Below are 11,968 nucleotides of genomic sequence, written 5' to 3'. Positions count from 1 at the left end.
CGACGGACTCGCTCAGATGCGTTCGAGGCTGTTCCCGGAATGATGGCGGCAGTGCATTCGCGTTCGTGATGCGGTAGGGCTTCCTGCCAAGCTGTGTCGCCAAAACGGGAACGCCGAGATGGACATCGAAGACCTGCGGACATTCGTGGAAGTTGCCGATGCCGGCGGTGTTTCGGCGGCGGCGCGCAGGCTCGGCGTCTCAAAGTCGATCGTCAGCCGGCGGCTTTTCCGGCTCGAAGCCGAACTGGGCGTCCAGCTTCTTTCACGAACGACCCGCGGGGCCGCGCTCACGGAAGCGGGTGTCGCGTTTCGCGATCATGCGGCCAGAGTGAGCGTCGAGATCGACGCGGCGAGGGAAGCGATCCAGCCGACCGGCGACCTGAGCGGCCGCCTGCGTGTTTCCTTGCCGATCACGTTCGGTCCAACTCATTTCGCGCCGGTGCTGGCGCAAATGGCGCAACGCCATCCAAAGCTGCACATCCATTCCTCCTACACCGAGCGTTTCGTCGATCTCATTGCGGAGGGTTTCGATTGTGCGATCCGGGTCGGCCATCTTCAGGACTCCAGCCTGGTCGCGAGGCGGGTCGGGGTAACTTACGGAAAACTGGTCGCAAGTCCCGACTATATCAAAGCGCACGGCTCGCCCGAGGTGCCGGAGGAAATCGTTTCCCATCAGGCAGTTCTGCAGGGCACCGAGACATGGAAATTCATGGATGGCGACAAGATCGTCACGGTGAATCCTCAAGGGCGCTTCAAAGCCGACAACGCGGCCGCTCTTGCAACCGCTGCTGCTGCGGGGCTGGGCATTGCCTGGCTGCCCGATTGCGTTACCGATGAATATGTCGCTTCCGGCGCGCTCGTTCCGATCATGACACGCTATCCGCCACCTTCGGCAGGTGCATATGTCATCCGCCCGCCGGGTCAGCATCCGTCGCGGAAGGTAAGGGTTCTCACCGAATTGCTGATCGAGTGCCTCGAAGAAGATCCGCGCCTTGCAGGTGTCGAGCGATAACTCGACCTGCGACGAGTTTCCGCGCGTTGCGTTTTCCGCGACACAGATGAGCGGATCGCGAGTCTAGTTGCAATGACGGCCGCTCGTTAGGACAATTGCCTGGTAACATCGGGCAATCCGATACGAGAGGATGACGCGTATGAGTTGGAACCCAGCAATCGAACCGGGCTGCCCCGATGAGGTCGGCGTCGACGCGATCGAAACCCTCATCGTTCCGCGATCGCGCGATCTCGGCAGCTTCGAGGTCCGTCGCGCCTTGCCGGCGCCGAAGCGGCAGATGGTCGGGCCGTTCATCTTCTTCGACCAGGCCGGGCCGGCCGAGTTTTTGACCGGACAGGGCGTCGATGTCCGCCCGCACCCGCATATCGGTCTGGGCACCGTCACCTATCTTTATCGCGGCGACTTCCATCACCGTGACAGCACCGGCGCCGATCAGATCATCAGCCCCGGCGCGCTGAACTGGATGGTTGCCGGGCGCGGCGTCACCCATTCGGAGCGCACCTCCGCAACCGCGCGGAGCGGGCCGAACAGCTTGTTCGGGATCCAGACATGGCTGGCTCTGCCCGAAAGTCACGAGGATGTGGCGCCCACCTTCGAGCACCACGGCAAGGCATCACTGCCGATGATCGAGGACAAGGGCGTCTCGGTTCGGCTTATCCTCGGCAACGCCTACGGCAAGGTCGCGCCCGCGAAGATGCTCTCCGAAACGTTCTATGCCGATGTGAAGCTCGAAGCGGGAAGCCGGCTGCCGATGCCCGACGATCACGAGGACAGGGGCATCTACATCGTCGAAGGCTCCATTTCGGTCGCCGGCCAGGATTTCGAGGCCGGTCGGATGATGGTCTTCCGTCCCGGCGATCGGATCACGGTCGCGGCCGGAGGCCGGGGTGCGCGGCTGATGATCCTCGGCGGCGCGACGCTTAACGGACCGCGTTACATCTGGTGGAATTTCGTCGCCTCGTCGCAGGAGCGCATCGAACTTGCGAAGGCCGAATGGCGCGCCGAGAACTGGGGCAAGGGACGCTTCGATCTCCCGGTGGACGATCGGGACGAACACATCCCGCTTCCGGACTGAACCGGTAGAATGAAGTGCAGGCGATCGATCGGCCGGAAGGCCATCTCGCAGCGAGAATTTTGGATGAAGGAAGCGCTATGAGCAACAAATGGCCCAACCTCGATTACCTTAGCTGGCGCGAGACGTGTTCCGCCCTCCATCTCTATTTGCAGATCGCCGGCAAGTATCGGCTGGCCCATACGCCGTGGCTCAACCATTCGTGGAACGCGACCTTTTATGTCACGCCGAACGGCCTGGCCTCTTCGCCGATCCCCGATGGCCCCGGCATCGAGATCCTGTTCGACTTTCGAGAGCATATGGTCGTGGGGACGTGCGGCGAGGGTCGGAGGGCATCGTTTGTGCTCGGGCCGTCCACGGTGGCGGCGTTCCATGCCAATTTCGTGGCCCTGATAACCGAACTCGGCGGCACGCCAACCTTCGACGGTTCGCCGAATGAGGTGCCATATCCCGTCCCCTTTGTTGAGGATCATCGCGAACGGCCCTACGACCGCGACGCCGTTCAACGTTTCCATCATGCTCTGGTGGCGGTCGACAAGGTGTTCAAGACGTTCCGGACATCCTTCCTCGGCAAATCCAGTCCCGTCCACCTGTTCTGGGGCGCTCTCGACCTCGCCGTCACCCGCTTTTCGGGACGGCGTGCTCCGCTTCACCCTGCAGGCATTCCGGCGTTGCCGGACGACGTGGCGCGGGAAGCCTATGACCGTGAGGTCTCGTCGGCAGGCTTCTGGCCGGGCGGCGGCGGCATCGATTATCCGGCCTTCTACGCCTACGCCTATCCCGCGCCGAACGGCTTTCGAAGCGCATCGGTTCAGCCCGACGCCGCGTTCTGGAGCGAGGGCCTGTCGGAATTCGTTCTGCCCTACGATGCCGTCCAGTCGGCCGCCGATCCCGACGCGGCCCTCATGGCATTTCTGGTCTCGACCTATGAGGCGGCTGCTGATCTGGGCGAATGGGATCGCGACCTTCTGGAATGCGCGCAGGGACGGCCGCGTCAGGTGCGTTCGGCGGATGCCGGACTGGTGGCGGATGCGCCTGCGGCGAGCGATGGAACGGTCGAACGGGAAGATGGCGCATCGAAAGGGCGCTATCGCCTCGTCGTCGATGGCGTCGAAGCCGAGATGACCTATAGCCGGGCCGGGGAAGGGTTGATCATCATCGACCATACCGAAGTTCCGGCGGCCCTGCGTGGCCGCAAGGTCGGTGAGCGGCTGGTGCGACAGGCGGTCGAGGATGCAAGACGCGAAGGCGTCGCCATCATGCCGCTTTGCCCGTTCGCAAAAGCGCAGATCGGCCGCCACCCTGAGTGGCAGGACGTGCTGCGCGGGTCTTAGGCTGGGTCTCCCGGACAGCCTGTCATTGCGAGGCGGCCATCTGTTTCAGGACTGCCGCGACGATCGCCTCCGGCCGATCCTCCTGCACGAGATGCCCGGCATCGCTGACCGCCACGCATGCATGGCCCGAGATAAGGGCGGTCAGAGCCTTGCCCTGTTCATAGGGTAGCCAGTCGTCCTTTTCTCCCCACAGCACCGTGACGGGGCAATCCATCGTTCTGTAGAGCTTCTGCACTTCGTCGGTGTACTTCTGGTCCATCTGCGCGATCTGCCGGTAGAAAGCGGGCTGACCGACCGGCCCCAGCCAGGGCGCGCAGTAGATGTCCATCGCCTCGGCCGATAACGGATTGTGCGCCGCAGTCTGTAGATACGCCTCCAGCAGGGCGCGATGCATGTAGTCGGGCATCTTCGCGAACGCGGTCTCATGCAGGCGCACATGCTGCACGAAGGGCGATCCCCAGGGCGCAAGAGCGACGGCGTCGAAGATCGTCAGGGACGCATACCGCAGACCATCGAGATAGTAGGCCCGCAGTGCGGTCGCCCCACCGAAATCATGCGCGAGCACATCGGGGCGCGCCAGCCCCCATTCTTCGAACAATGCCGCCAGAACCCTGTTCTGCACGGCGAGCGACACATCCTGACCCTCCCGCATCTGCGACCGTCCGTAGCCCACGAGATCGAAATAGTAGACCGTTCTGCGATCGGCGAGATGCGGCACGATCCTGCGCCAGACCTGCGATGAGAACGGCGTGCCATGAATCGCGACGAGAGGCGGGCCATCTCCGCACTTGCCCCACCTGACGGCATTTCCTTCGATCATGGATGTGTTCGGCAGGTCCAGCATCTCAAATCCAGTATTTGAAGGACGATCGGTCATCGCAGGTTCGAGCGTTCCGAAGGCGATCGCCTGAGTTTGCGGCGTAGGTGTCGACATCCGTCCTCATGCGGCTTGCTCACGATCTCGCGCGCGGGCTGGCTGTCTCGGCCGGCGAGTGGCCAAAACCGCTCACGCCCACGGCGGCGCGACCGGCGACGACCTCGATGATGTTCGAGGCGACAGTGTCGGAGAAGCCGCCATAAAGCTCGATCAGCCCGATGCCCGTCTCTGCGAGTTCGCGCGCAACTCCGGCCGCGGAGTTTTCGCCCGACATGATGAAGGTTGTGTGCTGCGGGCCTGAATGACGAACGAAGCGGTCGGCGACGGGGTCGGCGTCCCGCATCCGCAAAATACACGCTTCCGCCGGAGGTTTTCCGGCCATGAAGGCATGATTGAATTCCGCTGCCTTCACGATCGACTCGATGCCGAAAGCAATCGAGGCGACCTGCGCTCTGTCGCCGACGGCGTCTTTCACCATGGCTCGAACCGCCAACGGCAGTCCTCCGCAAAGTTCGATGAGACCGACGCCTTCACCGGCGAGCTTTGCCGCCATCGGCGCAATCACAGTCGGATCCCCAGTCGGCAGGATCGTCACCTCGTCCGACGAATTCCGATACGTTATCCGGTCGGTTGATGGATCGCCTTCGTGGAATTCGTAGAATACGGCTCTGCGCATTCGGTTTCTCCCTGATTGTCTGTCCGGTTCCCCTGCGACACCGCCGGGACAGCGAACGCGGATCGTCGCTGGTTCACCCGAGAATGCTCACACCGAAGCACACATGTTTGCATCGAGTGGTCGATAGCACGTATCATCGAACCGTGGAATTCGAGACGCCCGGAATGACCGACTGAGGCTTGCGAAATGGAGACTTCGTTCCAAAGGTTTTCGACGAGTGCTATGGAGGAATCCAGCCAGTTCGACTATTGGCGCAGCTTTTTCCTCGGCGGTTCTCGACAGGCCGGAGTCGAACGGCACCGGCAGCTTTCAGGGACAATATCTCGGTGGCGGAACCGCCGATGGCGTCATCTATCATAATCTGCAAGCCGACGATCTGGTCAGTCATTTCGGCAAACTGGATTGCGGGCTGGTGCTTTTCGGCTTCGTGAGGGCCGGTCATGTGTATGTCGAGCACGGCGACGACAGGCGCGACGTGATCGACAATTCCACGGGCCTCGTGCTTTTCGATTGCGACAGGCCGATCACCACGCAATCGTCTAGCGACCACGATATCTGCTATCTCGCCATGCCCCGGTCCACCGTCATGGCAGCGATCGGGCGCGATCCGAATGCAGGCGTACTCGCCGAAGCGAAGCGCCGCGATGCTCGCGATTGATACGAACCTCGTTATTCGCTACCTCACTGGCGACCATCTCTAGCAGTCGCCTCGCGCCCGCGCGCTAATCGACGGCAGGCCGGTTTTTGTCTCTGTCACGGTGATGCTGGAGATCGAGTGGGTGCTGCGCAGCGCCTATGGTTACCGGCCACCGAAATTCGCGCGCGCAATGAGGACCTGTGCCGGCTTGCCGACCGTCACAGTCGAGGACAGGACGGTGCTGGCCGCCGCCTTCGACCTTGCCGACAAGGGAATGGATTTCGCCGACGCCCTGCATCTCGTCGGGTCCTTGCATTGCGATGGTTTCGTCAGCTTCGACCGGAAGTTCGTTAAAGCGGCAAAGACCGCCGGCTATGTGGGCGTGCAGGAAGCGTGAGCCAGACCGGCAGGTTTGCGCTCCCATTTCAGACGTTTAGGCGGCGCTGATAAGTTCCCAAAAGCGGACATGCCAAAGGCGCATCACTGGGGTGCCTTACCGAAACTGAAGAGCCACATGGCAGTATGCTCGCCTCGTTAACGAGTGGGTGGCCGCGATGACCACGGTCAGAGGAGTATGGCGCATTCGCTGCGTCGCACGAAGGCCTCAATGATCTACAAAGCGACGGGCAATATCCGTGCTATCCAAATCTTGCTCCATGATTGGGAACACCGTTCGGTATCTTGGTGCGACGTGGAGGACGCGCTGCTCCTGGCCGACAGAACCCAAATCTGACGTTTAGCGGTCATCCGATGAAGCACGAATGACCGCTTAGTCGAACGCGATGCCTTTCCCGCGTTAGTCCGTGTTGGGGTGGCAAGCCGAGTGTCTGAATTTTGACACGCCGCCGCGCGCAGCAGACACTCTCGTATGAGGCCTCTTTACTGGTCGTTGATGGGTGATGAGCATTGCCAGCCACTCATTATCTGTTAGATCCAGTCTTGTGTGGGAATTAGCTTTCTGCCGGACTGCTTAGAAAAGCCCGTTTTGTAGGGCCGACATCATGGCAATCCGCTTTCCAGCGGGCGAGCCGACGACGTGTGAACGCTACGTCACCGCTTCTGGTTATTACATGCGTAAATTGCCAGTTCCGCAAATCAACTCGCCCTTTCCGACGAAGAACCTCGCCCGTTGCCGAAGGACGATGCCAGGGCCGTTGGCGCGAATCTCTAAAGCTGCGCCGGTTCGCCCGGCGGCCGGATGTAACACCGCCAGTAGATCGCCGGCCTCGACCCTGTCATGCAGATCAACACGATGCTCGATCAAGCCTTCAGAGGGGGCAGCATGATTATTCTCGGCGGATACGGCCACACGGATTGGCGGCCTGCTCATGCCCCCCGGACCAGTCGCAAGTACACCATATGCATGCAGGCCTCGCAGGATACCCTCCCGCATGATGGCGAGTTCGGACGATTTCACGGCCCTTCCGCCACCACCCTCAATTTCGACCGACGCCACGCCGACAAGCGGCGAAGCTCCTGCCGAAGTAGAAGCTATGCCTTCGACATACTGGACGATAGGGTAGCCCCAACCGTCCATGATTCGATCAAGTCCGGCTTCATCAACACCGCATTCCGGTCCGGTAAATCCGAAAATCATCGGCACGACAAAGTAATCGCCGCCGCCGGAATGAACGTCGACGAGAAGATCGGTCAACGGGAAGACGACGTCGTGCAGGAATGCAGAAAGGCGCTCGGTTCCCGTACCTTCGGCATTGCCAGGAAACGACCGGTTCATGTTCTGCCCGTCGATCGTTGAAACCCTGGAGCCTCGTTGCGAGGCTGGCGGATTGATCGTCGGGATGATGATGAGGCGGCCGCGTACATCCTCCACCGCGATTTCGTCTATCAATTGCCGCAGGATCACCTGCGGTTCGTACTCATCGCCATGGATGCCGCCGCAAAGAAGCGCCGTCGGGCCTTCTCCATTTCGGATAATGCAAATCACGTCTTCCTTCAGCGTGTCGTCAGCGGGTACGAGGGGGCGCAAATCATAGAGGTGCTTGCCCTCCACGGTGGGGTCGAATCCGTCCAGCATGAGTTTTCCTTTCAAATGCAGAATCGTTTTCCCGGCCGGTCACAGGCCGGGGATAAGGCTTGAGCGAAGCTCTGTAGCGTCCGATCGGAAGAACCGGTTATGCCGCCAGCGAACGTTGTTCCGTCACTGCAGCGATCGCCTGCCGCGCCGGATCGATGAAACGACGCGGGGAAAAGGGCTCGAGTTCGGCGGGCTTTTCCCCACTCAGGAGCCAGTCGGTCAGATACTTGGTGAAGCCGAGCGAGATCGCGTAACCATGCCCCGTCCAAGCATAGCCGTAGATCGTGTTGTTGAGCGCGCCTGGCTTGCCGATGATCGGGATGCCGTCGATCGAGACGGTATCCGTGCGGGTGGCGTCCGTCTTGATGAAGGCCGAGCGTTCCAAAAAAGGCATGGTCTGGATGGCATCACTCAGATTGATGGACATGGCAGACAACGTTCCGGACGTTCCGCCATCCTGATCATAAGCCACGCTGACGCCGCCCGAGAGCATGATCGTACCGTCCGGCAACTGCTTGATCGCCAGTGGGCGCTGCATGTGACCGAGCAGATGGTTGAGCTTCCTGCCGTCAGGATTGGTGACATACATCATCTGTGGCATGAGATTATAGATCGGCATCCGCTCTTCCTGACCAAGGAGCGGTTTGAGGAAACCGAGCATGCCGGCATTCGCCATAAGCGCGAGTTGGCCGGTCACCGGCACCACCTCGCCGTCTTCCAGTTTTACGCCGGTGGCGTCCCCGTTCTTGTGCACGATCTCCACGACCTTAGCTCCGGTGCGGATCTTGGCGCCGAGCTTCTGCGCCTCTTTCGCGAACTGCCTCGTTGCAAAGGAATGGTCGCCCACGCCATCATTGGGACTGTAGACCGCGCCGAAAATGGACGAGGAGAGTTCGGGCTCACGCGCAAGCGCGTCGCTTCGGCTCAAAAACTCGGTGGGACTTCCCATGGCGGTCTGAATCATGGCCCGCGCCTCGATCGCGCCCATGATCTCGTGTTCGCGCACGCCGAAACCTTTCGAGACAATCCACATACCACCCTTCCGGCGATAGCCGACACCGCCTTCAATCGACTGTTGGTATTGAAGCCAGCGCTCCTGAGCTAACGCGACGATCGGTAGTTCGCGAACATCGCGGCCGTTCGCTCGCACGCCGCGCTCGCCTGGACCGCCCGAAGCTCCGCAGGCGATTTCGCCGGCTTCCAGAAGCGTGACACTCTTGCCGGCCTTCGTCAGTTCGTAGGCCAAGCTGCTGCCATATATGCCGCCGCCCACGATAACGACATCGCTGGTATTATGAGAATTCATTGTGGTGATCTTCCTCTTATTTCAGGGTTTTGAGAATCGACGGAAACCATGCCGTCGTCCCCGCAGGCGAAATGACAGGTCACTTCGACGTCTGACGGATCGCAGCGTCGCCGTTCCGGCACTGTGGTCACGCAAATCTTGGGCAATCCTTCCCCCTCGACATCATGGATTGCATCCACTGCAAGCGTTCGTGCGATGGCTCGAGCGCGCGGACAGCGCGTGTGGAATGTGCAGCCGCTGGGGAGCGCCGTCGGGCTGGGAGCCGTGCCACGAAGGATGCGAAGAGGTTTACTTTTCTCGATCTGAGGATCGACACCGGCGACTGCGGATAGGAGACTCTCCGCATAGGGATGGATCGGCATGCGGCAAACGGAATACGCCGGCCCGCGCTCGACGAAGCGACCGAGATACATCACCCCCACATCGTCCGCCATGTATCCGACGAGAGAGAGATCGTGGGTTATGATGACGTATGTCAGGTGCAACCTGTCCTGCAGTTCCATCAAAAGGTTGATGATCTGGGCCTGGACGGAAACGTCGAGCGCGCTGACCGGCTCGTCGAGAACGAGAACCTCCGGTTCGCATACGACCGCACGGGCAATCGCCACGCGTTGGCGCTGTCCACCTGATAAAGCGTTTGGGTATCTGTCGAGATGGACCGTACTGAGACCGACCTGACGAACGACTTCCTCGATGCGCGCCTCGCGGGCTGCACGATCGGGCCGAAGGCGATGAACGACCAATGCTTCGCGCAGGGTCTGGCGAACCGTCATGCGCGGATCAAGAGAGGCCAGCGGATCCTGCAAAACGAGTTGCACCTTGCGGCGCATGCTGCGTAGCTGCGCATCCGTCTTGTCACTGACGCTTTCACCATCAATCAGCACTTCGCCGCCGGTGGGCCGGATCAGCCCCACGACGGCCCGTGCGAGCGTACTTTTCCCTGACCCGCTTTCTCCTACAATTGCGAAGCAGCTTCCTCGTCTTATGCGGAACGACACGCCGTCCACCGCGCGAACACTGGCCACGACCTTGCGCCCTAAAAAACCGCTACGGATCGGAAAATGCTTTTCCAGATTTGCCGCGACAATCACGTCATCCGTATCATCGCGATGCGTCACGACAACGCCTCCTCGGCGAAATGACAAGCGGCGCGCTGGGTGCCAATCGGACGCAAGTCGGGGTTGTCGGTGGCACAGATGGACCTTCTCGCGTATCGCTGACAGCGAGGTCGGAACGCGCATCCGTCAGGCAGCTTTCCGATGTTTGGCGGCTCACCTTGGATCGCCGGAAGTTTGCGCCCACCCGCCCTGGTCGCGATCTCGGGCGAAGAATCCCGCAACGCGCGGGTATAGGGGTGGCACGGGTTCCGGAACACGCCCGTCACCGTGCCTGCTTCGACAATCCGCCCCGCATACATTACCGCGACGTCGTCGGCATAACGCGCCACGAGACCGAGATCGTGGGTGACAAGCAGCATTGCCATGCCGCGTGCCTTTTGCATCTCACGCAAGAGAGACAGTATTTGCTGCTGGATAGTCACGTCCAGCGCGCTGGTCGGTTCGTCGGCAAGGAGAACCTCAGGATTTTGCGCCAGCGCCATCGCGATCACGATTCGCTGTTTCATGCCGCCGGAGAACTGATGCGGATACATTTGCAATCGCCATTCGGGATCGGAAATATTCACATCACGTAAAAGAGCAATCGCTTTGCAGCGGATGTCCTTTGACGATAGCCGGCTTTCGCCGCTGCGGATGGCCTCCTCTAACTGGTAGCCGACGGTTAGTACCGGGTTGAGCGCGCTCGCCACGTCCTGGAAAACCACGCCGATCCTACGCCGCCGCAGCTCTCGAATTCCGTCCGGCGTGAGCGTGTCGAGACGCTGGCCAGCGACCGCGATACTGCCGCCGCTGACGACGGCTCTTCCGACCGGGAGCAGCGTTGCTATGGCGCGCAGGAGCGTGCTTTTGCCCGAGCCGCTCTCGCCAACGACGGCCATGGTCCGTCCAGCCTCGACGCTGAGGCTGACGCCCCTCACCACTTCGAGCACGCCGGTCGGCACGAGGTAAGAAATGCTCACGTCACTCGTTTCGACCGACGAGTGCTGACCCTTCGCCCCACCCGCAGGTTGCACTGCAACGTCCGCCCCCTGTGCCGACCGATCTGCCTTACGGTAACTGAAGTCTTTAGGCGAGGTCGGGTCGTAGATCGTGCGCAGCGCTTCGCCGAGCAGATTGAAGCCGAGGGCGGAAAACGCCAGGAACAATCCGGGAAAGGTTGCAAGATAAGGATGGGAGCGGATGTAAGAGCGGCTTTCGCCCAGCATCGTGCCCCATTCGGGATGCGGCGGCTGCGCGCCCAGACCCAAAAAGCCGAGACCCGAAGCGGTCAGCAGGGTTGAAGCGAACAGAAGGCTGCTCAAGGTTAGAAGGACACCCGCGATATTCGGAAGGATGTGCCGGACCACCACGCGGGCAGGCGACGCTCCCAGCGAGACGGTTCCTTCAATGTATGGCTCCGCCATGGTGGATAAGGTGACCGCCCGCGCGGTGCGCGCAAAGACCGGCACCGATACCAGACCGACGGCCAGAATGACGTTCTGCGTGCTGGCACCCAGAATCGCGACGATGGCCAGCGCGAACACGATGTCCGGGAAGCTCAGCATCACGTCGACCGCGCGCATGACGAGAAAATCGAGCCGTCCGCCGAAATAGGCCGCCAGAACCCCAATGGGCATACCGATCAGAAGGGCGACGAGCACCCCTCCGACGCCGATGCCGAGTGAGGTCTGGGCACCCGTCAATATCCGGCTGAAGACGTCCCGGCCAAGCGCGTCCGTGCCGAACCAGTGCGCGGTCGATGGCGATTGCAATATCGACGCGAAATTCTGCGTGTAGGGATCGTGCGGAGCGAGCCAGGGACCGAAAATGGCCAGACAGGCGTAGAAGACAACGATTGAAAGACCGATCAAACCCTTTGGTTGGCTGATGATGGTCAGCAACAGCGTACTGCCTGGAACCCG

10 protein-coding genes and 2 pseudogenes are annotated in these 11,968 nt (G+C 61.1%); 6 read left to right on the top strand and 6 right to left on the bottom strand.

Annotation, left to right across the window (positions count from 1 at the left end; all coding sequences use genetic code 11):
- Nucleotides 1-118: 118 nt before the first annotated feature.
- The 3 genes from GTW25_RS03525 to GTW25_RS03515 all read left to right on the top strand — a co-directional run bounded on the left by GTW25_RS03525 (nt 119) and on the right by GTW25_RS03515 (nt 3,418).
- Nucleotides 119-1,012, top strand: a complete 894-nt coding sequence (locus GTW25_RS03525) for a LysR family transcriptional regulator (RefSeq protein WP_252910465.1) — start codon at nt 119-121, stop codon at nt 1,010-1,012.
- 139 nt (nt 1,013-1,151) lie between these two features.
- Nucleotides 1,152-2,087 carry a pirin family protein gene (locus GTW25_RS03520; RefSeq protein ID WP_252910464.1) on the top strand — a complete coding sequence of 312 codons (936 nt, stop codon included), beginning with the start codon at nt 1,152-1,154 and terminating at the stop codon, nt 2,085-2,087.
- A gap of 77 nt (nt 2,088-2,164) precedes the next feature.
- Entirely contained in the window at nt 2,165-3,418 is a 1,254-nt protein-coding gene (locus tag GTW25_RS03515) for a DUF5996 family protein (RefSeq protein WP_252910463.1), read from the top strand.
- A 22-nt stretch (nt 3,419-3,440) separates the two neighbouring features.
- On the opposite strand, the gene GTW25_RS03510 is transcribed toward GTW25_RS03515, so the two are convergent.
- Together GTW25_RS03510 and GTW25_RS03505 are read right to left on the bottom strand one after the other, a co-directional pair.
- Nucleotides 3,441-4,262 carry an alpha/beta fold hydrolase gene (locus GTW25_RS03510; RefSeq protein WP_252910462.1) on the bottom strand — a complete coding sequence of 274 codons (822 nt, stop codon included), beginning with the start codon at nt 4,260-4,262 and terminating at the stop codon, nt 3,441-3,443.
- A gap of 109 nt (nt 4,263-4,371) precedes the next feature.
- Nucleotides 4,372-4,971, bottom strand: coding sequence for a DUF6506 family protein (locus GTW25_RS03505; protein WP_252910461.1), 600 nt, complete (start codon nt 4,969-4,971; stop codon nt 4,372-4,374).
- Nucleotides 4,972-5,188: 217 nt separating this feature from the next.
- Here GTW25_RS03505 and GTW25_RS03500 point away from each other — a divergent pair, with 217 nt between their 5' ends.
- From GTW25_RS03500 to GTW25_RS20635, 3 genes and pseudogenes are all read left to right on the top strand, one after another.
- Entirely contained in the window at nt 5,189-5,629 is a 441-nt protein-coding gene (locus tag GTW25_RS03500; protein ID WP_252910460.1) for a hypothetical protein, read from the top strand.
- Nucleotides 5,616-6,005 (top strand): annotated as a pseudogene (locus GTW25_RS03495) (type II toxin-antitoxin system VapC family toxin). The gene GTW25_RS03500 and the pseudogene GTW25_RS03495 overlap by 14 nt, the downstream one beginning before the upstream one ends.
- Before the next feature lie 112 nt (nt 6,006-6,117).
- A pseudogene (locus GTW25_RS20635) lies at nt 6,118-6,341 on the top strand (integrase); the annotation flags it as partial.
- 333 nt (nt 6,342-6,674) lie between these two features.
- Here the strand turns inward: GTW25_RS20635 and GTW25_RS03490 are convergent.
- The 4 genes from GTW25_RS03490 to GTW25_RS03475 all read right to left on the bottom strand — a co-directional run bounded on the left by GTW25_RS03490 (nt 6,675) and on the right by GTW25_RS03475 (nt 11,947).
- Nucleotides 6,675-7,658 (bottom strand): M14 family metallopeptidase, encoded by a 984-nt coding sequence (locus tag GTW25_RS03490; protein ID WP_252910459.1) that lies wholly within the window; start codon nt 7,656-7,658, stop codon nt 6,675-6,677.
- An 82-nt stretch (nt 7,659-7,740) separates the two neighbouring features.
- Nucleotides 7,741-8,949: an NAD(P)/FAD-dependent oxidoreductase gene (locus GTW25_RS03485; protein ID WP_252910458.1), complete on the bottom strand. Its 1,209-nt coding sequence runs from the start codon at nt 8,947-8,949 to the stop codon at nt 7,741-7,743.
- On the bottom strand, nt 8,946-10,067 hold the full coding sequence (locus GTW25_RS03480; protein WP_252910457.1) for an ABC transporter ATP-binding protein: 1,122 nt from the start codon (nt 10,065-10,067) through the stop codon (nt 8,946-8,948). Before GTW25_RS03480 ends, GTW25_RS03485 begins: the two co-directional genes overlap by 4 nt.
- Nucleotides 10,064-11,947: a dipeptide/oligopeptide/nickel ABC transporter permease/ATP-binding protein gene (locus GTW25_RS03475; protein WP_252910456.1), complete on the bottom strand. Its 1,884-nt coding sequence runs from the start codon at nt 11,945-11,947 to the stop codon at nt 10,064-10,066. The genes GTW25_RS03480 and GTW25_RS03475 overlap by 4 nt, the downstream gene beginning before the upstream one ends.
- Nucleotides 11,948-11,968: the final 21 nt, after the last annotated feature.

The organism is Aliihoeflea aestuarii (genome assembly GCF_024105665.1).
GTDB lineage: Bacteria > Pseudomonadota > Alphaproteobacteria > Rhizobiales > Rhizobiaceae > Aliihoeflea > Aliihoeflea aestuarii.
This window is presented reverse-complemented; position numbering and strand designations above follow the sequence as displayed.

Coding starts and splice junctions, on each gene's coding strand:
- GTW25_RS03525 (WP_252910465.1), top strand. CDS start 119: ATGGACATCGAAGACCTGCGGACATTCGTGGAAGTTGCCGATGCCGGC.
- GTW25_RS03520 (WP_252910464.1), top strand. CDS start 1,152: ATGAGTTGGAACCCAGCAATCGAACCGGGCTGCCCCGATGAGGTCGGC.
- GTW25_RS03515 (WP_252910463.1), top strand. CDS start 2,165: ATGAGCAACAAATGGCCCAACCTCGATTACCTTAGCTGGCGCGAGACG.
- GTW25_RS03510 (WP_252910462.1), bottom strand. CDS start 4,262: ATGCTGGACCTGCCGAACACATCCATGATCGAAGGAAATGCCGTCAGG.
- GTW25_RS03505 (WP_252910461.1), bottom strand. CDS start 4,971: ATGCGCAGAGCCGTATTCTACGAATTCCACGAAGGCGATCCATCAACC.
- GTW25_RS03485 (WP_252910458.1), bottom strand. CDS start 8,949: ATGAATTCTCATAATACCAGCGATGTCGTTATCGTGGGCGGCGGCATA.